Origin of the sequence: Bradyrhizobium yuanmingense (assembly GCF_025200905.1) — a bacterium.
In the GTDB taxonomy this organism is placed as follows: domain Bacteria; phylum Pseudomonadota; class Alphaproteobacteria; order Rhizobiales; family Xanthobacteraceae; genus Bradyrhizobium; species Bradyrhizobium yuanmingense.
Map to the genome: position 1 here is coordinate 1,730,438 of NZ_CP104173.1, position 19,794 is coordinate 1,750,231.

The 19,794-nt window shown below is 65.6% G+C and carries 21 protein-coding genes; 12 read left to right on the forward strand and 9 right to left on the reverse strand.

Annotated features, from left to right (window positions below; translation table 11 throughout):
* Positions 1–76 precede the first annotated feature (76 nt).
* Positions 77–871: a DUF899 domain-containing protein gene (locus N2605_RS08105; protein WP_260346256.1), complete on the forward strand. Its 795-nt coding sequence runs from the start codon at positions 77–79 to the stop codon at positions 869–871.
* Positions 868–1,155: a hypothetical protein gene (locus tag N2605_RS08110; protein WP_036028447.1), complete on the forward strand. Its 288-nt coding sequence runs from the start codon at positions 868–870 to the stop codon at positions 1,153–1,155. The genes N2605_RS08105 and N2605_RS08110 overlap by 4 nt, the downstream gene beginning before the upstream one ends.
* A gap of 89 nt (positions 1,156–1,244) precedes the next feature.
* On the opposite strand, the gene N2605_RS08115 is transcribed toward N2605_RS08110, so the two are convergent.
* The 3 genes from N2605_RS08115 to N2605_RS08125 form a co-directional block, all read right to left on the reverse strand.
* Complete coding sequence (locus N2605_RS08115; RefSeq protein WP_225112559.1) at positions 1,245–1,583, reverse strand: GIY-YIG nuclease family protein; 339 nt, start codon at positions 1,581–1,583, stop codon at positions 1,245–1,247.
* Between the two features lie 184 nt (positions 1,584–1,767).
* A complete protein-coding gene (locus tag N2605_RS08120) occupies positions 1,768–2,202 on the reverse strand; it encodes a c-type cytochrome (protein WP_036028446.1) in 435 nt (144 codons plus the stop codon).
* Positions 2,203–2,299: 97 nt separating this feature from the next.
* Positions 2,300–3,025: a L,D-transpeptidase gene (locus N2605_RS08125; protein WP_109144693.1), complete on the reverse strand. Its 726-nt coding sequence runs from the start codon at positions 3,023–3,025 to the stop codon at positions 2,300–2,302.
* Positions 3,026–3,298: 273 nt separating this feature from the next.
* On the opposite strand from N2605_RS08125, the gene N2605_RS08130 reads away from it, so the two are divergent.
* The 3 genes from N2605_RS08130 (at position 3,299) to N2605_RS08140 (ending at position 5,856) form a co-directional block, all read left to right on the forward strand.
* Positions 3,299–4,351 carry a glycosyltransferase family 4 protein gene (locus N2605_RS08130; RefSeq protein ID WP_057026948.1) on the forward strand — a complete coding sequence of 351 codons (1,053 nt, stop codon included), beginning with the start codon at positions 3,299–3,301 and terminating at the stop codon, positions 4,349–4,351.
* Positions 4,352–4,384: 33 nt separating this feature from the next.
* A complete protein-coding gene (locus N2605_RS08135; RefSeq protein ID WP_036003432.1) occupies positions 4,385–5,074 on the forward strand; it encodes a class I SAM-dependent methyltransferase in 690 nt (229 codons plus the stop codon).
* 122 nt (positions 5,075–5,196) lie between these two features.
* Positions 5,197–5,856, forward strand: coding sequence for a membrane protein (locus N2605_RS08140; RefSeq protein WP_025034507.1), 660 nt, complete (start codon positions 5,197–5,199; stop codon positions 5,854–5,856).
* 306 nt (positions 5,857–6,162) lie between these two features.
* Here the strand turns inward: N2605_RS08140 and N2605_RS08145 are convergent, their stop codons facing one another.
* A complete protein-coding gene (locus tag N2605_RS08145; RefSeq protein ID WP_260346257.1) occupies positions 6,163–7,827 on the reverse strand; it encodes an aminotransferase class III-fold pyridoxal phosphate-dependent enzyme in 1,665 nt (554 codons plus the stop codon).
* A 35-nt stretch (positions 7,828–7,862) separates the two neighbouring features.
* Here N2605_RS08145 and asd point away from each other — a divergent pair, with 35 nt between their 5' ends.
* Both asd and N2605_RS08155 read left to right on the forward strand, forming a co-directional pair.
* Entirely contained in the window at positions 7,863–8,726 is an 864-nt protein-coding gene (gene asd, locus N2605_RS08150; RefSeq protein ID WP_260346258.1) for an archaetidylserine decarboxylase, read from the forward strand.
* A gap of 68 nt (positions 8,727–8,794) precedes the next feature.
* Positions 8,795–9,376, forward strand: a complete 582-nt coding sequence (locus tag N2605_RS08155; RefSeq protein ID WP_036028428.1) for an NUDIX hydrolase — start codon at positions 8,795–8,797, stop codon at positions 9,374–9,376.
* A 185-nt stretch (positions 9,377–9,561) separates the two neighbouring features.
* On the opposite strand, the gene N2605_RS08160 is transcribed toward N2605_RS08155, so the two are convergent.
* Positions 9,562–10,893 carry a FecR family protein gene (locus N2605_RS08160; RefSeq protein WP_260347428.1) on the reverse strand — a complete coding sequence of 444 codons (1,332 nt, stop codon included), beginning with the start codon at positions 10,891–10,893 and terminating at the stop codon, positions 9,562–9,564.
* Positions 10,894–11,166: 273 nt separating this feature from the next.
* Positions 11,167–11,937, reverse strand: coding sequence for a DUF2147 domain-containing protein (locus N2605_RS08165; protein ID WP_036028424.1), 771 nt, complete (start codon positions 11,935–11,937; stop codon positions 11,167–11,169).
* A gap of 195 nt (positions 11,938–12,132) precedes the next feature.
* Between N2605_RS08165 and N2605_RS08170 the strand changes: the two genes are divergently transcribed.
* Positions 12,133–13,032, forward strand: coding sequence for a DUF2147 domain-containing protein (locus N2605_RS08170; protein WP_036028423.1), 900 nt, complete (start codon positions 12,133–12,135; stop codon positions 13,030–13,032).
* Between the two features lie 198 nt (positions 13,033–13,230).
* On the opposite strand, the gene N2605_RS08175 is transcribed toward N2605_RS08170, so the two are convergent.
* The gene (locus N2605_RS08175) at positions 13,231–13,407 is read right to left on the reverse strand and encodes a hypothetical protein (RefSeq protein WP_157783985.1); all 177 of its coding nucleotides are present in this window, start codon (positions 13,405–13,407) and stop codon (positions 13,231–13,233) included.
* 95 nt (positions 13,408–13,502) lie between these two features.
* On the opposite strand from N2605_RS08175, the gene N2605_RS08180 reads away from it, so the two are divergent.
* Together N2605_RS08180 and N2605_RS08185 are read left to right on the forward strand one after the other, a co-directional pair.
* Positions 13,503–14,705 (forward strand): extensin family protein, encoded by a 1,203-nt coding sequence (locus N2605_RS08180; RefSeq protein WP_260346259.1) that lies wholly within the window; start codon positions 13,503–13,505, stop codon positions 14,703–14,705.
* Positions 14,706–14,805: 100 nt separating this feature from the next.
* Positions 14,806–15,387 (forward strand): histidine phosphatase family protein, encoded by a 582-nt coding sequence (locus tag N2605_RS08185; RefSeq protein WP_260346260.1) that lies wholly within the window; start codon positions 14,806–14,808, stop codon positions 15,385–15,387.
* Between the two features lie 18 nt (positions 15,388–15,405).
* Here the strand turns inward: N2605_RS08185 and N2605_RS08190 are convergent, their stop codons facing one another.
* Together N2605_RS08190 and N2605_RS08195 are read right to left on the reverse strand one after the other, a co-directional pair.
* The gene (locus N2605_RS08190; protein ID WP_036028416.1) at positions 15,406–15,747 is read right to left on the reverse strand and encodes a DUF6665 family protein; all 342 of its coding nucleotides are present in this window, start codon (positions 15,745–15,747) and stop codon (positions 15,406–15,408) included.
* Between the two features lie 43 nt (positions 15,748–15,790).
* The gene (locus N2605_RS08195) at positions 15,791–16,426 is read right to left on the reverse strand and encodes a TetR/AcrR family transcriptional regulator (protein WP_036028412.1); all 636 of its coding nucleotides are present in this window, start codon (positions 16,424–16,426) and stop codon (positions 15,791–15,793) included.
* A gap of 191 nt (positions 16,427–16,617) precedes the next feature.
* Between N2605_RS08195 and N2605_RS08200 the strand changes: the two genes are divergently transcribed.
* Together N2605_RS08200 and N2605_RS08205 are read left to right on the forward strand one after the other, a co-directional pair.
* Positions 16,618–17,931: an HlyD family secretion protein gene (locus N2605_RS08200; RefSeq protein ID WP_036028410.1), complete on the forward strand. Its 1,314-nt coding sequence runs from the start codon at positions 16,618–16,620 to the stop codon at positions 17,929–17,931.
* A 90-nt stretch (positions 17,932–18,021) separates the two neighbouring features.
* Entirely contained in the window at positions 18,022–19,608 is a 1,587-nt protein-coding gene (locus N2605_RS08205; RefSeq protein WP_260346263.1) for a DHA2 family efflux MFS transporter permease subunit, read from the forward strand.
* Positions 19,609–19,794 lie beyond the last annotated feature (186 nt).

Genomic DNA, 19,794 nt, shown 5'->3' on the forward strand with positions numbered 1-19,794 from the left:
ACTTGTTACTCCCACCGCGCAACCGCTTGGTGCCAGAAGTCGTTGGCAGGACGTCGAGCAAAAGCTTTGGAGAGTCATGATGACATCAGCAGAAAAAGCAGGAACCAACGGACACACCGCCATGCAGACACCGCCGGTGGTGTCGCCGCAGGACTGGGAGGCGGCCCGTCTGCAGCTGCTCGTGAAGGAGAAGGCGCATACCCGTGCCCGCGACGCCCTGGCCGCCGAGCGGCGCCGCATGCCGTGGATGGCTGTCGACAAAACCTATGCGTTCGAGGGGCCCGGCGGCAAGCTCAGTCTGCACGACCTGTTCCAGGGCCGGCGGCAACTGATCGTCTATCGCGCCTTCTTCGAGCCCGGCGTGTTCGGCTGGCCCGATCAGGCCTGCCGCGGCTGCTCCATGGTGGCCGACCAGGTCGCCCATGTCTCGCACTTGAATGCCCGCGACACCACGCTGGTGTTCGCCTCGCGCGCGCCGCAAGCCGACATCGTCAGGCTGAAGCAGCGGATGGGCTGGATCATGCCCTGGGTCACCATCACCGACAGCTTCGATGCCGATTTCGGCGTCGACGAATGGCACGGGACGAATGTGTTCTACCGCGACGGGACGCGCATCTTCCGCACCTATTTCGTCAAGAGCCGCGGTGACGAGCAGATGGGCGGGACCTGGAACTATCTCGACATCACCCCGCTCGGCCGCCAGGAGGTGTGGGAAGATTCGCCGGAAGGTTACCCCCAGACCCCGACCTACAAATGGTGGAATTGGCACGACAGCTACACCGAAGGCGCCGCGCCCGACAAGCGATGGGTGGAGATCTCGGACGCCGGCGAGAAAGCCTTCCGCGAGGAGGCCGCGGGAGAGCGGAAATGACCGGTCCGGTCAGCGCGGTCCCCAGCGCCAGCCCCGACGGCGTCGCGGCCGCGCGCCACCTCGCCAGATGGCTGGGGCTGGCGGCCACGCCGACCTTCGCCATCATGGCCGTGCTGACGGCTTTGCCCGGGGGTGGGCCCGCGGAGATGCTGTGCGGCGCCGGGCAGGGCTCTCTGCTCGGCGGGATGGTGCCGATGTATCTCTTGATGAGCGCGTTCCACGCCGCGGCGTGGCTGAGGCTGATGGCGGGGCGCGGTCAGCCGGTAAGCGCGCCGCCGGTGTGAACGCCTCGTCCTTCGAGACGACCGCTCCGCGGTCTCCTCAGGATGAGGCTAATCGACATCGGAGCCGCGGCTAGAGAGCTGCCCCGCACTCAGGCCTCATCCTGAGGGCCCGCCGGAGGCGGGCGTCTCGAAGGATGATGTGATCCTCGCTTTGCCAGCTCATGCAGCCTGGCGAAGTCGCCGCGCATAAATGCTTCCTTCTTCGCGCGGCTCCATTTCTTGAGCTTGCGCTCGCATTCGATTGCGTCGGTGATGCGATCGAACCATTGAGAGAAGACCAGAGTGACGGGTCGACGAGACTTTGTGTAGCCCTCGAACGTGCCGGCGTTGTGCTGCGCGACTCTGATCTCGAGCTCGGTGCGGGTCGTGCCGATGTAGTAACTGCCGTCCGCGCATTGGAGAATGTAGAGGTATGCGCCGTCTGTCATCGTGAACGCCTCGTCCTTCGAGACGACCGCTTCGCGGTCTCCTCAGGAAGAGGCTAACTGACGTTCCAGGCTTGCTGCAAGGATGAGGCCGCGCACGCAGCCCTCATCCTGAGGAGCCCGCCGGAGGCGGGCGTCTCGAAGGATGGCCGCACCTCGCAAGCCAATTGCCCCACGGTGGCGCCTTCTATTGCGTTCCGCCCGCCGCTTGCAGATACGCAACCACCTTACCCGCTTCGTCCTTCGAGATGCCGCCATAGGGCTGCATCTTGTGGCCGGACACGACCTCGTCCGGCTTGACCATGAAGCGGGTGAGCTTGTCCTGGTCCCAGGCGAAGCCGGCTTCTTTCATGGACGAGGAGTAATTGTAGTCCGGCAGCGAGCCGGCCTTGCGTCCGACGATCTTGTTGAGATTGGGACCGAGGCGATTGTCGCCTTCCTTCATGGAATGGCAGGTGCGGCAGGAATTGTTGAAAGCCTGCTTGCCGGCGTCGTCAGGCGCGGGTTGCTGCGCGAGCGAGGCGGGCGCGGACACGAGCAGCGTCAGTGCTCCGGCGCCGGCGAGGGCGTGCAGCCATGGGCTTGGCGAGGGTTGCCTTCGTGGTCGCATTTGCGCCTCCATCGGGGATTGCGCCGCAACAGGCGCAACGGGATGTCAGGGCAAACGAAAACGGCCCCGGTGGGTTCCGGGGCCGTTCGCGTTACGTTGTCCTGTCGCTTCAGCGGCTCGCGGCGCCGAGGTCTGCGCGGCGCTCGGTCATCGGCAGCACGATCACCTTGGTGCCGACGTTGACGCGGGAATAGAGGTCGGTGACGTCCTCGTTGGTCATGCGGATGCAGCCGGAGGACACGCGCTTGCCGATCGTTTCGGGGGCGTTGGTGCCGTGGATACGGTAGATGGTGCCGCCGAGATACATGGCGCGCGCGCCAAGCGGATTGCCGGGGCCGCCGGCCATGTGGCGCGGCAGATAGGGCTGGCGGGCGATCATTTCCGGCGGCGGCGTCCAGGCCGGCCACTCGGCCTTGCGGCTCACCGACTGGATTCCGGACCAGGTGAAGCCGTCGCGGCCGACGCCGATGCCGTAGCGCAACGCCTGGCCATTGCCGAGCACGTAATAGAGATAGGTGTTGGGCGTATCGATGATGATCGTGCCCGGCGCTTCGCGCGTCGCGTAAGAGACGGTCTGGCGGCGGAAGCGGGCCGGCAGCTCGACCGCGTCCTGATCCTCGGGCTCGGTCTGGTAGGTCGGCGCCTGATAGGGCTGATACGACGGCTGATACGGCTGCAGCGGCTGCGGCGCGGTCATCGGCGGCAGCGGCTGGAAGAACGGGAAGATCTGCACCGGCGCGGCCTTGGCTGCACCAGCGAACGTGATTGCGGAGACCGCGACGGCACTGAGTGCAACGGCGCGCGAAAACGTCTTGAACGTGTCCAGATTGAACATGTGATCGCCCCTGTTTGCTCGGTGTTTTGCTCACCGCGGCACCGTTGCGGTGCTCCGTTGCCTGAATTCCTAACGGCAAAACGTTTCGGGACATTTGCGCGGAAAACCGAAAACGGTTTCACGGCGGCAAGAATTGTTTCATGACAGTTTCGTGGCCCCGCCGGCTCGTTAACGAACAAAACAGCGCGCCGACACTTCTGTGACGTCACACGCCTGAAATATCCTTCGTTGATGGTCGATGCCTGAGAATCATCAAACTCTCGGGATTTTCCCATGCGGGTATTAATCGCGACGGACGCCTGGCATCCCCAGGTCAACGGTGTGGTCCGCACCCTGACCTCCCTGGCGAATGCGGCCAAGACCCTCGACGTCGAGATCGACTTCCTCACCCCCGACGGCTTTCCGTCCTGGCCGCTGCCGACCTATCCGGGCCTGCGCTTTGCGCTGCCTTCGGCGAAGGAGATCGCGCGGCGGATCGAGAAGGCCGCGCCGGAGGCGCTGCATATCGCGACCGAGGGCCCGATCGGCTGGGCGGCGCGCGCCTATTGCCGCCGCAACCGGCTCGCCTTCACCACCTCCTACACGACGCGCTTTCCGGAATACGTCTCGGTGCGGACCGGCATCCCGGCGGGCGTCGGCTATGCGGTGCTGCGCCACTTCCACGATGCCGCCGCCATGACCATGGTTGCGACGCCCTCGCTGCGGCAGGAGCTGTCCGAGCGCGGCTTCAAGCGGCTCGGCTTCTGGACGCGCGGCGTCGACACCGGGCTGTTTCATCCCGACGCTCCGGCACAGCTCGACCTGCCGCGCCCGATCTTCATGACGATGGGGCGCGTGGCGGTGGAGAAGAATCTCGAAGCGTTCCTCTCGCTCGACCTGCCCGGCACCAAGGTCGTGGTCGGCGACGGCCCGCAGAAGGCGGCGCTGGAGAAGAAATATCCGGACGCAGTCTTCCTCGGCGAGAAGAAGGGGGCGGATCTCACCGCGCATCTCGCCGCGGCCGACGTATTCGTGTTTCCGAGCCTGACCGACACCTTCGGCGTGGTGCAGCTCGAGGCGCTCGCCTGCGGCACGCCGGTTGCGGCGTTTCCGGTCACGGGCCCGAAGGACGTCATTGCCGATCACCCGATCGGCGCGATCGACCACGATCTGCGCACCGCCTGCCTGCGCGCGCTCACGATGTCGCGCGAGACGTGCCGCAATTTCGCGCTGGAGCGCTCCTGGGAGAACAGCGCGCGCCAGTTCGTCGGCAACCTCACCTCACTGCAGCCCAGCCGCTCCTTGCGCGCCTCGCCTCGCATGGCGCGGCGGCCGGTGCGCGGCTGACCGTTTATTCGAACCACAGCGAGAACCTCATCGATGGCTAAGATCATGAACCTTGACGGCACCCAGCAGCTCGACCTCACGCGCGGCACGGTCGAGCAGGCCTATGACCGCTGGGCGCCGGTCTACGATCTCGTGTTCGGCGGCGTGTTCGCCAAGGGCCGGCAGGCCGCGATCGCGGCCACCAACAAGATCGGCGGCCGCGTGCTCGAGGTCGGCGTCGGCACCGGCATCTCGCTGCCGCTCTACGCGCCGAACCTGCGCATCTTCGGCACCGACATCTCGGAAGCGATGCTGGACAAGGCGCGGCGCCGCGTGACGGAGCAGAAGCTGAAGAACGTCGAGGGCCTCGCGGTGATGGACGCCGAGAAGCTCGAATTCCCCGATAATTCCTTCGACGTCGTGATGGCGCAATACGTCGTCACCGCCGTGCCGAACCCGGAGAAGGCGCTCGACGAATTCGCCCGCGTGCTGCGTCCGGGCGGCGAATTGATCATCCTCACCCGCGTCAGCGCCGACACCGGCATGCGCCGCTTCATCGAGCAGAAGCTGCAGCCGGTGGTGCGTCCGCTCGGCTTCCGCACCGCCGAGTTCGCCTGGTCGCGCTACGCCAAATGGCTCGCCGGCGCGCACGGCATCGAGCTTGCCGAGCGCCGCTTGATTCCGCCGCTGGGACACTTCTCGCTGGTGCGCTTCCGCAAGGTCGACGTCGCCAAGGCGGCGTGAGCTTACGCGTCTTTCGTGCGTCATCGCGCCGCTGCACATCGTCACATGACAAAATGATGATGTCACACGGCCTACATCGAATCTCTGTAAATCCTGAACCCGAAAGCATTTTGGGGATGAGCATGATCAAGAACTATCTCGAGCAGCTGCGGATCCAGCGCTGGGACGACCATCGCTACTATCACCACAGCCGCATCAATCAGAGCCTGCACTTCGTCAGCGCGCTGAGCTTCCTCTTTGCCTATGTCTGGCTGTTCATCGATCCCGTCGTCTCGGCACTGGTCGGCTGGCTGGTGTCGATGACCTCGCGCCAGGCTGGTCACTTCTTCTTCGAGCCGCACACCTACGACCACATCAATCAGGCGACGCACGAGTACAAGGAAGAGATCAAGGTCGGCTACAATTTGCAGCGCAAGGTGGTGCTGATGGCGATCTGGGCGCTGTCGCCGCTGGTGCTGGTCGTCGATCCCACCCTGTTCGGCATCTTCACGCCCTGGCAGAGCGCGACCGACTTCATGCGGCAGGTGGCGAAGATCTGGCTCGTGGTCGGCGGCGGCGGCCTGCTGTTCCGCACCGTGCACCTGTTCTTCATCCGCGACGTCGAGACCGGCCTCGTCTGGATGACCAAGATCCTGACCGATCCGTTCCACGATTTGATGCTCTATCGCGGTGCTCCGCTCGCCCTGATGCGCGGCGAGCTGATGGATCCCGGCCTGCACCTCAATCCCGAGCACACGCTGGGCTTCATCGACGAGCCCGTGCTCGAAGAGCAGCACGCTTGAAGCGCGCGGCGCACGCGACACGCTCCGATGTCTGATGGCTACGTCATGCCCGGCCTTGTGCCGGGCATCCACGTGTTCGGGGCTGCGAACGCGGTGCTTCCTTCACCTCTCCCCGCGTGCGGGGAGAGGTCGAATTTGCGCGGAGCGCAAATTCGGGTGAGGGGGACTCTCCGCGGGGATGCTGCCAGATGGTCGTGCGTCAATGCTCACCGCACGCGCGGAGAGTCCCCCTCACCCCGACCCTCTCCCCGCAAGCGGGGCGAGGGAGAAGGGCGAGCGGTGATCGGGGCCAAGTGTCAGAAAGCCTCAGCGCCCGAAGCGCTTGGCCAGCATCTCTTTCAGGATCTGGCGCTTGATCTGCTTGTTGGTGAGCACGCCATCGTGCCACCAGAAGCCGTCGGCCTTCATCTTCTGCGCAGCGCGGACGAAGCGGTCGGCGACTTCGGTGAAGTCGGCGTCGGTGTAGTTGAGGCTGAAGATCAGCCGTCCGGTGCCGACCCAGCTCAACGCCAGGCCTTCGGCGCGCAGGTAATATTGCAGCATCCAATTGTAGCGGGACGGCGTGGTGTATTTCACCGTCCAGATCGAGGAGAAGTTGGCGAAGCGCACCGGCAGGTCGGCATCCTGCATCATCTGGTTGAGCTTCTTCACGCGCCCGTTCCAGGTCTCTTCCAGCCCGTCATAGACGGCGCGGAAGTTCGGGCTGGCGAGGCGGCTCAGAAACTCGTCCATCGCCGTCATGACGTAGGGGTGCGAGTTGAAGGTGCCGCGGGCGAAGCAGATGTCGGCGGGGCGGTCGTCGCGGAAGCGGCGCATCAGTTCGCGCTTGCCGCAGACCACGCCGACCGGCAGGCCGCCGGCGAGGCTCTTGCCGTAGGTCACCATGTCGGCGCGCACGCCGAAATACTCCTGGGCACCGCCGGCAGCGAGGCGGAAGCCGACGAAGACCTCGTCGAAGATCAGGACGATGCCGCGCTGGTCGCAGACCTCGCGCAACTTCTTCAGCCATTCGGTGTAAGCCGCGCGATCGAAATGGCCTCCGCGCGAGGAATCGACGAGCGAGGAATCCCCGGGCGCGTTTGCGTTAGGATGCAGCCCCTGCAGCGGGTTGACCAGCACGCAGGCGATGTCCTTGCGCGTGCGCAGGACATGCAGCGTCTTCTCCGACATCTCGGCGAGGGTATAGGTCTCATGCGCAGGAATGGGATTGCCGACGCCCGGCTGCACGTCGCCCCACCAGCCGTGATAGGCGCCGGCGAAACGAACCAGATGCGTGCGCTTGGTGTGGTAGCGCGCCAGCCGCACCGCCTGCATCACGGCTTCGGTGCCGGACATGTGGAACGAGACTTCGTCGAGGCCGGAGATTTGGCAGAGCCGCTGCACATTCTCGAGGATGACGGGATGGTAGGGGCCGAGCACGGGGCCGAGCGCATGCGCGCGCTTCTCGGCGCCCTCGATGCACTCCTTGTAGAAGTCGTTGCCGAAGATGTTGACGCCGTAGGAGCCCGTGAGGTCGTAAGCGGTGTTGCCGTCGACGTCGGTGACGGTGACGCCGCGCGAGGATTCCATGAAGGTCGAGGTGCCCAGATGCTCGCGGACGAGACGCGAGAACTGGAACGGCACGCGGTAGCTTTCGGTGAAGTTCAGGTCGGAGATCGTCTCCGCCGCTTCCTTCGTCATCGCGCGACCCCGGGGGTAGCGCTCGGCGTAAAGCCTGGCGAGACGGAAGAAGGCGTCCTTGCGTTGCGCTGCGATGTTCGCCGGCGCGCCGTCGCAGGCGAAGTATTGATCACCCTCGAACTCGTAGAACGGCAGCAGCCGCGCCACCCGGCGCGACATCTTCGAGTGCCCGGCCAGCGAGCGGTGCTTGGCGCGGGAGAGCTCGACCCGCGCCTTGATCTTCGGGAGGACGGCGGCAGCGGACGCTGCGGCGGCCACGGACATCGAGAGAATCGGGAGTGTCGTTTCCATGACAACAAGCGCTAAACCTGCGAGCTGACAGATTCATGACAGTCAAAGCCCTCATCGCCTCTTTCACCCAGCAGGAAGACCTCAACTTCCTGTTGACCAACCGCATCCCCCGCGCGGCGCTGACCCGCTTCATGGGCTGGTTCTCCAAGATCGAGAATCCCCTGGTGCGGGATTTCTCGATCGCGCTGTGGAAGCTGTTCTCCGACCTCGATCTGTCGGAGGCGCGCAAGACGCAGTTCAGCAGCCTGCACGACTGCTTCACCCGGGAGCTGAAGCCGGGCCTGCGGCCGTTCGATCCCGATCCTGCGGTGGTGGCGAGCCCTTCGGACGGCATCGTCGGCGCTCACGGGAAAATCGCGGACACCGAACTGTTCCAAGTCAAGGGCGCGCCCTATTCGCTGCTCGATCTCGTCGGCGATTCCGCGCTGGTCGAGCAGCACCGCAACGGCTCTTTCGTCACGCTGCGGCTGACCTCGAGCATGTATCACCGCTTCCATGCGCCCTATGACGCGCACATCGAGCGGGTCACGTTGATCCACGGCGACGTCTGGAACGTCAACCCGATCGCGCTCAAACGCGTCGAGCGTCTGTTCTGCAAGAACGAGCGCGCGGTGATCCGCACGCATCTGTCGACCGGCGAAGCCGTGACGCTGGTGCCGGTTGCGGCGATCCTGGTCGCGAGCATCCGCCTGCATTTTCTCGACATGGTGCTGAGCGCGCAGACCCGCGGCCCGGTCAATTTTCCCGGCGACGTCAACGTGAGCAAAGGCGAGGAGCTCGGCTGGTTCGAGCACGGCTCGACCATCATCATCCTCGCGCCCGGCGATTTCTCCTTCTGCGACGGCATTGCCGAGGGCACGCGCATTCGCGCCGGTCAAGCGCTGCTCAGGAGAAAGTAGCCTTCAATCCGCCGCCCCCGCCGCCTATATCGTCGGGCGGGGACGGTTCGATCGATACGGATGTGACGATGGCGCGGGCGCCGGTCATGGCGGCGGGTGGTATTGTGTTGCGGCGCGCGCCGGTGCCGCTGGTTGCAGTCGTGCGTCAGCGCAAGCGCAACGAATGGGTCCTGCCCAAGGGCAAGCTCGACGACGGCGAGACGCCGAGGGAAGCCGCGCACCGCGAGGTGTTGGAGGAGACCGGCCACGACGTGGCCGTGCACGAATTTCTGGGCACGCTGGTCTATCAGTCCGGCGGGCGCTCCAAGGTCGTGCATTACTGGCGGATGGAGGCCGACGGCGGACCGGTCCGCAAGCTGATGAACGACATCAAGGCGGTCGACTGGCTGACGCTGGACGACGCGATCGCCCGTCTGTCGCGCGAATACGAACGCGTCTTCCTGACTCAGATCGGACCGATCGCGCTCGCGGCGGCAGGGCTGGCGCCTCTGTTCGCCCCGGAGCAGGTTTCCGAGCCGGTGTCGCCGTTGGCGAAAGACGACATCCATGCATCTTTGCAGACGCTGACACAAGCGGAAGCAGCATCCGTCGATGAATTGCGGCACGGCCTGTTGCGGAAGGTGAAAGCTTGGCTGCGCGGCGAAGCGTGAGTTACTTACGCGCAATTTCAGTGCGGCATTGAAGGTGCACCCTCTCCCCTTGTGGGAGAGGGTGGCTCGCCGCAATAGCGGCGAGACGGGTGAGGGGTCTCTATCCTCACGAGCGGGTCCGGCGAGTGGATAGACCCCTCATCCGGCGCTTCGCGCCACCTTCTCCCGCACGGGGAGAAGGAAGACTACCGCCGCTCCTTCTCCTTCGGAGCGGGCGCGGGTCTGTGCGGCGCTGCGGGACGTTGCGCGGCGGGGAGGCGTGGCTGGAAGCCGCCGGGGCGCTGCATACCTGGTTGTTGAGCCGGAGGCTGGCCCGGTTGCAATCCTGTGCGCGGCAATGGCTGCTGCGGACCTGTTTGCTGTGTCCCGCCCGGTTGCGGCGGCACGATTCCTCCGGGCTGAATCTGTCCACCACGCTGCGGCAGGGTCTGCGGTACGCGTGGACGGCCGGCACCTTGCGGCTGGCCGGGCTGCGGCTGCATGCCTTGCTGTAGTCCCTGCCGGCTCGGCGTGCCCGGCTGCTGCTGACCCGGACGATTGTCCTGTCGCGGCTGGACGTTCGGTCGTTGCGGCTGCCGGCCTGGGGTTGTCGTCGGCCGCAATTGTTGCTGCTGCGGCGGTTGTGCCGGCCGCGGAATGCGGCTGAGCGCAGCCGGATTGGCGCGACGGAAGTCGCGCTGCTCGATGACGATCTGCCGGCCCGCAGTCTGCGCCAGATGCACCTGGCCGACGAAGCCGCGGTCGCGCGCGATCTGCTGCGCGGGAATTATGATCGGCACGGCAGCAAAGCGCATGCCGCCGGCCGTGGCTGCGCCCGCTCGGATCGCAAAGCCGCTCGCGGCTTGCGTCAGCGCGCCGAGCCGCGCGCCGCTCGCGCGTTCCTCGACATCGATGTGGCCGACCCGGCCGTCGGCGTCGGGATAGAGCTTGATGTTGACGTTGCGCGCCCGGTTCGCCGCCGCCCCTTCGGGCACGTCGACGACCCCGGTGGTGCCGCGGATGCCGAGCGTTGCCGTCGGCGTCGTGATCTTCATGTCGCCCGTCTTCGCCACCGCGGCCGCCACGAAGGCAACCGTGCCCTTGCCGACGTCGAAGATCGCCGAATTTTGCTTGCCGCCGTCGTCATAGACGTAATTGTCGATGGTGATCTTCGCGCTGGCCGAGAGGTTGAACGTGGTGGCGTCGTTGAAGGTGATGCCGAGCGCGGAGTTCGACGAGGTCTGCACGATGTCGTTGAGATAGATATCGTCGCGCACGCGCAGCGGATAGGCATTCTTGTCGCGGATCACGGTCGCGATCCCCGTCACGGTCGCGACGTTGCCGATCGGCTCGACGGCGGGGGGCTGTGCGTCTGCAGACGGTGCCGGCGTCGCCGTCGGCGAAGGCGCGGGCGTTGGCTGGGCTTGCGGTTGCGCCTGTGCGAACTCGATCGTCTCGGATGCGCACGCTACACCAGCGCCTGCCAGCGGCAAGGCCAGCAGGGCGAGCGCGAATACGAGGCGGCGCCAAGCCAGCATTGATGTCACGAAGGAGTCCCGGTGAGAGCGTGAGGCGAGATCGGGCGATTTCAACGGGGTGTGGCTGAATGGTTGATGAACGTCTGTCGTCGGGGCAGGGGCTAGCTATCCTTCCGTCATGGCCGGGCTTGTCCCGCCTGCACGGACGAAGCCGCTACGGCGCGGCGAAGGCACGGCCATCCACGTCTTGATTGCGGTACGAAGAACGTGGATGCCCGGGACAAGCCCGGGCATGACGAAGAGTTGTCTACTTTTCGCGATGCGCTCCGCGGGTCAGCTCACGCGCTTCCAGGTCTGGCCGCCGCAGAACATGCCGCCGAAGGCGCAGCCTTGCACGCGCATCGTATTCGGACCTTTCATCGAGATCGTGGAGTCGTAGTTGCGGCCGGAGTTGGGATCGCGAATGCGGCCGCTCCACTTCGATCCTTCGGGCTTCATGTTGATCAGGATGCGCTCATTGGTCTTCTCGGCATAGCCGCAGAGATTGGCGCCACACTGCTCGACGCGGACATTGCCCTTGTTCTCTTCGGTCGCCCAGATGCCGATCGGCGAGTTCGCTGCGGCCACGGGCGCGGCAGCCACCGGAGCCGGCGCGGGAGCCGCGGCGACGGGAGCGGCAACAGGGGCAGGCGCAGCAACAGGAGCAGGCTGCGAGCTGTCGAAGCCGACAGAAGGAGCGGCGGCAGCGGTCGCGGCTGGGGCAGCGGGCGCGGCTGGCGGTGCCGGCGCAGTCGCTTGCGGCACGGGCTGCTGCTGCACGGGAGCCGGCGTGGGTTGCGCCGTCGTGGGCGCCGGAGCCGGCGTGGTGTCGTCGTCATCGTCCTTGGAGCCGCCAAGACCCTTGAGGTTGATGTTGTTCAGCTTGATCGGCTTGTCCGACAGGCCCGGCGCGACGATGGTCACGCAATTGAGCGAAGCGCAGTTGCGCGGCGTCTCGATGCGGATGTGCTGGCCCTCGATCTGGAACGAGATCGAATTGCCGGCATGCGCGGCGGCGGTCGAAGCCAGGAAGAGGGCGGTGGCGGCGATGGAGAGCTTGTTCATGACAACCTCCGAAAATAGCGCGGTCCCGATATGGACTGGTGTCGCTGGTGAATGAAGCGTGGTTCGACCCTAAGCCGCGGCGGTCGGGCGTTCTGTGATGGGCGTCACAACGAGCGAACAACGCCTGGGTGATGCAGCGCACATTCAGCCGCGCCTGCGCTGCGTAACGTCGTCGCGACACCGAGGGAAACGCAGATGCAGCGGCTTGCGACCTGGCTTGCCACCTGTCTTGCCACATCGATCACGTTGCTGGCGATCGCGCCGACGGCGCAGGCCGGCGCCTACACGTTCTCGATCGGCGGCAACCGGTTCCATGTCGAGGCGCCGCGCAATTGCCGATCTGCGTCCTGTATCACGGTGGCTTCCAGGCGCAGCCTCAGGTCGACGGACGATGTCGGCATGGCACGAGCCGCGCAGCCGGCGCCCGCGCCGGTGGTCCAGGCGCCGCAGCCGGCTTGTCCGACGGCAGCGGTCAAGCCGCCCCAAGCGGCTGTGGTGGTGCCGGCACCGGCGCCTCCCGTGCTTGCCGCGGCGACGTCGCAGCCCGTTGCACCGCCGCCGGCGCCAAGCTTGGAGATTTCGAGAATGGAGGCGCTGAGCGACGGTCCGCCGCGGGTTGATCTGGAGCGCATCGATCAGCCGAAGACCGCCGCGCTCGAACCGCCGCGCATCGAGCCGCCGGTCATCGTCCCGGGCGCCGAGATCAATCAGACCGCAGCGGTGGCGCAGATCGGCGCTGACGAAGGCCATGCGCCGCTCGGCGAATGGGAGAGCGCCGGCGCCAAGGGCACGGTCCGCATAGAGCGCTGTGGAGCTACGCTGTGCGGCTACGCGCTCAGCGAAGCGACGAGCCGGGGCGAGAGCGTGCTCGTCAACATGAAGCCGAAGAAGCACAATGTCTGGACCGGCAGCATCTACAGCCGCTCCAGCGGCAACACCTACTACGCCACGATGACGCTGAAGAGCTCCGGCAAGCTGCACGTCGAAGCCTGCGCGCTCGGCCGCTTCTGGTGCTCCGGCAACGACTGGACACGGGTCGAAGCGCCGCGGGAGGAGCTGATCACGACGTCACCTCAATGGAGCGCGCGGTCGTAGCTCGCGGCGATGCGCATTGTTGTGCCCTCGCCCCTTGTGGGAGAGGGCAGCTCCGCTGGTCGACACGAATTCACTTGGGTGAGGGGTTGTCTCCACAAGCACTGTGCCGCGAGGATAGAACCCCTCATCCGTCGCGCTTTCGCGCGCCACCTTCTCCCACAAGGGGAGAAGGGAAGAGAGTCACTGTGTGCTTTGAGTCTAAATCATCCCGAGCACGATGGCGCCGACGAAGGCCATGGCGAGGTAGGCGGTGATAACGCTCAGTCTGCCGGCGAACGTCATGAGGTCGCTCCCGCGGTCGCGCGCATTGCCGCGGCCGTCATGGTTAACAGAAAGTCTCTTTTCGAAAAAGTCAGGCTCGCTGTCGCTCGTCATCGGCAGCAACCGGTGCCGCCGCGCCCGGTAGGGTTAAAGAACACTGAAATCAACACGTTGAAGAGTCTTTAAGTAAATTCACCGAACGTGCGTTCATGACGCGCGGAGTTCGTTTGTATCTCGTCGGCTCCATCGTCCTTGTTTCGCTAGCGGGTTGCGGTCGCGGCTTCTTCCAGGCCGAACGCGAACCGTGGCGGGCCGAGGCAGAAGCCGCATGCCTGAAATCGGGCGCAGTCAAGGAAAGTGCGGACATCGTCCGCATCGACCCGATCTCCGGGCCTGGCAGCTGCGGCGCCGAGTTTCCGCTCAAGGTAGCCGCCATCGGCGAAGCTTCCGGCACCTATGGCTTTGCCGACGAGGCGCTGCGCCCGCCCGGCAGCATCGGCAACCAGCCGCGTTGGCCGGTGCAGCCGCAGTCGAATTATCCGCAGAGCCGGGGATATCCCGCATCGTCCTATCCGCAGCCCTCGAACTATCCCGAGAGCGCGGTGCGCCAGCCCACCGGCTACGGCACCTCGACCGGACCGATGTCGCTCAACGCCCCCGGCGTGGCCGCGCAGGAAGACGAGATCGACCTGCCGCCCGAGGGCACCGATGCCGCGGGGGCGGCGCGCTACATGAACACACCGAGCTATCCGGCTCGTCCGGCGCCTTACTCGCAGGCGCCGGCGCAGCAGCCGCTGCCGCGTCTTGGTCCTGCGCAGGGTAATCCCGTCACGAGCGTCGGTCCCGTCGCGATCAAGCCGACCGCGACGCTCGCCTGTCCGATCGTGTCCGAGCTCGACCGCTGGCTCGCCGACACGGTGCAGCCGTCGGCGATGCGCTGGTTCGGCGTGCGCGTCGCCGAGATCAAGCAGATCTCCGCCTATTCCTGCCGCGGGATGAACGGCAATTCGCGGGCCCATATTTCGGAGCACGCCTTCGGCAACGCCCTCGACATTTCCGCCTTCGTGCTCGCCGACGGCCGCCGCATCACCATCAAGGACGGCTGGCGCGGCATGCCGGAAGAGCAGGGCTTCCTGCGCGACGTGCAGGCTGGGGCCTGCGCGCACTTCACGACCGTGCTGGCGCCGGGCTCCAACGTCTTTCACTACGATCACATCCATGTCGATCTGATGCGCCGCGCCAGCCGCCGCCTGATCTGCCAGCCGGCCGCGGTGTCGGGCGAAGAGGTCGCCTCGCGCGCGCAATCGCGCAGACCCTATGCGAGCGGGCGCGAGCCGTCGGTGACCGGTTCGCTCGGTGCTCGCAAGAGCACGATGCACAAGCGGGAAGACGACGACTACATCGACGAATAGCCCGATTTGCCAGTAGCCCGGATGGAGCGAAGCGCAATCCGGGAAAAACTGTCCCCGCATTCCGCTTCGCTCCATGCGGGCTACGATCGCGTCAAAGGCAATGTCTATCGTCCGCTATCTCACCCACCCGCAGGTGCAAATCGATCCCGATGTGCCGGTGCCGCAATGGGGCCTGAGCGCGGTGGGTCGCGCGCGCACCGAAGCTTTGGCGAATGCAGGCTGGCTCGCAAGCACGACGCAGATCGTCTCCAGCGGCGAGCGGAAGGCGATCGAGACCGCCGAGATCGTTGCCGCTCGGCTCGGACTCATGATCGAGATCCGCGAGGCCATGCACGAGAACGACCGTTCGGCGACCGGCTTCCTGAAGCCGGCCGAGTTCGAAGCCGTCGCCGACCAGTTCTTCGCCGCGCCTCATCTCAGCGTGCGCGGCTGGGAGCGTGCCGCGGATGCACAGGCGCGGATCGTGCGCGAGGCTGAGGCGGTGCTGGCGCGACATCGTCCCGGCGACGTGTTGTTCGTCGGCCACGGCGCGGTCGGCACGCTGCTGTTCTGCCACATTGCGGGCCATGCGATCGCCCGCATCCACGATCAGCCCGCCGGCGGCGGCAATTGCTTTGCGTTCGCGCGGGAGGGGCGGCGTGTCCTGCACGGATGGCGCGCAATGGAAAAAATCGAAATTTGATCTCAGCGGAGCCGGAGTTCACCCCGCGGCCGGCTTCCGCGGCGCGGGTGCCAGCCCCATGCAGCGCTGCACCTCACCCGGGACGTTGTAGGTGCGCATGATGTGGCGGCTGTCGCGTAAGCCGGACGCCTCGCGTTGCACCACGAACATCCAAAGCGCCTGGCCGGCTTCCAGCACCAGCTTGCGCCTAGCCGGTTGCATCGCTTCCGGCAATTCGGCCGCGGCGTGGGCGGCGTCGAACTCGCGCAAACGCGACAGGCTTTGTTCGAGGGCGCGGCCCATCCGTCCCAGAGCCGAGGCCTGTTCCTGGACGATCTCGTAGTGGAGGATGTCGACCGGCGGGCGAAGATCTCGAGACATGGCCGCAATATAGGGCGGCTCGGCTCGCACGTGCAACGCGCTGTTACTTCGCCTTGTACGCCGCCAGGAACATCCGCGTCGCGCTCTCGACCACCGCACTCATGCGCTGTTCCGACGGCGCGGGCGCCGCCTGGAACACGAAGGGCAGGAACAGCGAGGCCTTGCTGAGCTCCATGAACTGCGAGGCGGCGAGATCGCAATCGTCGATCGCGAGATCGCCCGAGGCGACACGGGCCTTGAGATAGTTGGAGAGGCGGTTGATGCTCTTGTCCAGCACGCGCGCATAGTAACGGCGGCCGACATCCGGCATGCGCTCGGCGATCGCCATCACGGTGCGGATCGCCGATCCGCCACCGGGGCGGCAGACCAGGTGAAGATAGGCGAGGCCGAACTCCTTCAGCGTGGTCTCGGCCTCGCGCTCGGGATCGAAACTGAACACGACCTGGCCATGCTGGAGCGCCTCCTGTTCGACGATGGCTTCGAACAGCGCGAATTTGTCGGCGAAATAGACGTAGAGCGTGCCCTTGGAGACCTGCGCGGCGCGGGCGATCTCGCCCATGCTGGCGCCGTCGAAGCCAAGATCCATGAACACCTTGCGGGCGCCGTCCAGAATCTGGCGGCGCTTGGAATTGTCCTCGTCCGGGACGACGTGCAATTGTTCGCCGCCAGCTACAACCATTGGTTTAGGGTCTCGGAAGCTTTTTGGTTCGGATCAGGGCCATGAAACGCCAACGAAGGATTCGCGGCATTAAGGTCTGCAGGACATAATCTCTATATTGACCGAACCGTTCGGTCAATGGTATTTGAGATGTAGCGAGGAGACCGCCCGCAACAGCGGGCGCCCTCGGTTGCGTTTGTGGGGAGGCCTGGATGGCCGCATCGAGAGACCAGACGGCTCGCGTCCTTCGCCAGGAAGCGGTGGAGGGCCAGGCGGGCGGCGATCCTGGCTCCGAGGCATCCGCACTCCCTGCCGAGCAACTGCGCCCTCATGTCGCCGAGGAGGCGAAGCGTCCGACCCGCGAGGCGCCGGAGAGTCCGGTGACCGACAAGCCGCCGGCACCCGGGGCGGAAGCGCCCGCCGCCGCTGCGCCCAAATCCGGCAAGCGCAAATTCGTCCTGACCGGCCTCGGCCTCGCGCTCGCGTTCGCCGTTGCGGGCTATGCCGGCTATTACACGCTGGTCGGCCGCTTCTACATCTCGACCGACGATGCCTATGTCCGCGCCAACAACACCATGCTCGGCGCGCGCGTTGCCGGCCATATCTCCGCGATCCTCGCCGGCGACAACACGCCCGTCCAGGCCGGCGACATCATCTTCCGCATCGACGACGGCGATTACAGGATCGCGGTCCAAGCCGCCGCGACCAAGATCGCGACCCAGCAGACCACCATCGATCGCATCGGCCGCCAGGTCGCCGCACTCGATAGCCAGGTCGCCCAGGCCAAGGCGCAGCTCGTCTCCGCGGAAGCGGGCCTCAAGCGCGCCGACCTCGATTACGAGCGCCAGCAGGCGCTGAGCAGCAAGGGCTTTGCCTCGCGCGCCACCTTCGAAAGCTCGGAGGCCGGACGCGACCAGGGCGCCGCCGCGGTCAAGGCCGCGAAGGCCGCCTATGAGGTTGCCGTCAGCAATGTCGACGTCGCCAAGGCGCAGCAAGCCGAAGCGCAGGCCCAGCTCGCCGAGCTCAAGACCACGCTGGCCAAGGCCGAGCGCGACCTCGGCTTCACCGCGGTGCGCGCGCCGGTCAACGGCACGTTCTCGAACCGCCTGGTCAACACCGGCGACTTCGTCGCGGTCGGCCAGCGCCTCGGCAACATCGTGCCGCTGGACGAGGTCTATATCGACGCGAATTTCAAGGAGACGCAGCTCAAGCGCATCCGCCCGGGACAGCCGGTGACGATCAAGGTCGATGCCTATGGCATGCGCAAGTTTTCCGGCGTGGTCGACAGCATCGCGGCCGGCGCGGGTTCGGTATTCACGCTGCTGCCGCCTGACAACGCCACCGGCAATTTCACCAAGATCGTGCAGCGCGTGCCGGTCCGCATTCGCGTGCCCAAATCGGTGGCGAAGCAGAACCTGCTCCGCGCCGGCATGTCGGTCTACGCCACCGTCGACACCAACAAGGGCGCCGCCGACGCCGACAGCGAGGTCGACCTCGACCATCCCACCGCGGTTCATCCGCAGTAGGAACGATGACATGAGCCGCGCCGCTGCCCCGAATGCAGGTGCGCTCCCTCTCCCGCTTGCGGGAGAGGTGAGATGAGTCCGAGCTGACACATGGCCACCGCCACCACCGCTTCACCTGCCATGATGGCGGATCCCGCTTCGGAGCGCATTGCGCCGAAGCGGCTGTTCGCGTTCATCATCATGGTGTTCGGGATGTTCATGTCGATCCTGGACATCCAGATCGTCTCGGCCTCGTTGAGCGAAATCCAGGCCGGGCTGTCGGCGAGCTCCAGCGAGGTGTCCTGGGTTCAGACCGCCTATCTGATCGCCGAGGTGATCGCGATCCCGCTGTCGGGTTTCCTGTCGCGCGCCTTCGGCACGCGGCTGCTGTTCGCGATCTCGGCGGCGGGCTTCACCGCCGCAAGCCTGCTTTGCGGCTTCGCCACGACGATCGAGGAGATGATCCTCTGGCGTGCGCTGCAGGGCTTTCTCGGCGCCGGCATGATCCCGACCGTGTTCGCTTCGGCCTACACCGTCTTCCCGCGCACCAAATTCCACATCGTCGGACCCATCATCGGCCTCGTCGCGACGCTGGCCCCGACCATCGGGCCGACGGTCGGCGGCTACATCACCGACCTGATGTCGTGGAACTGGCTGTTCTTCATCAACGTCGTGCCCGGCATCGGCATTACATTAGGTGTGCTGGCGCTGGTCGATTTCGACGAGCCGCATTTCGAATTGCTCGACCGCTTCGACTGGTGGGGCCTGCTGTTCATGGCGAGCTTCCTCGGCACGCTGGAATACGTGCTGGAGGAAGGATCGCAACATCAATGGATGCAGGACACGTCGGTCGCGATCTGCGCCTGGATCAGCGGTCTCTCGGCCATCGCCTTCTTCTGGCGCGTGTTCACGGCGGCCGAGCCGATCGTCAATCTGCGCACCTTCTCCGACCGCAATTTCGCCGTCGGATGCACGCTGCAATTCTGCATCGGCATCGGCCTCTACGGCCTGACCTACATCTACCCGCGCTATCTCGCCGAAGTGCGCGGCTACAGCGCGCTGATGATCGGCGAGACCATGTTCGTCTCCGGCATCACCATGTTCCTGGTCGCGCCGCTGGTCGGCCGGCTCATGGCGAAGGTCGACATGCGCTACATGATCGCATTCGGCCTCATCGTGTTCGCGATCGGCTCCTACCAGATGACCTTTATCACGCGCGAATACGATTTCTACGAGCTGCTGGTGCCGCAAATCCTGCGCGGCATCGGCATGATGTTCGCGATGGTGCCGACCAACAACATCGCGCTCGGCACGCTCGCGCCCGAGAAGGTGAAGAACGCGAGCGGACTGTTCAACCTGATGCGCAATCTCGGCGGCGCGGTCGGCCTCGCCGTCATCAACACCGTGCTCAACGAACGCACCGACCTGCACATCGTCCGCCTGCAGGAGCGGGTGACCTGGGGCAACACGACCGCGACTGAAACCCTGACCATGTTGATGCAGAAGTTCCAGGGGCTCGGCGATTCCGCGCTGATGGCGATGAAGCAGCTCAGCCAGATCGTGCATCGTCAGGCCGTGGTGATGAGCTTCGGCGATGTCTTCCTCATGCTGGCGCTGTTCTATCTCGGTCTCAGCCTGCTGGTCGCGCTGCTGAACAAGCCGGCTTCCCCGTTCGGCGCGGCCGGCGACGCGCACTAATTTGCAACACTCGTGCGTGATCTCGCGCGAGCCCCGTTGCAATCGGCTGGCGACACATCTATAAAGCGCACCTCATTCATTCGAACCGGGGAGAGATTTGCATGATGTCGTCGCAATCGCAGATCGTACGCCCGCGCTCGATGATGACCTCGATCACGTTCTGGCTCGGTATGTACGCGGCCTGTT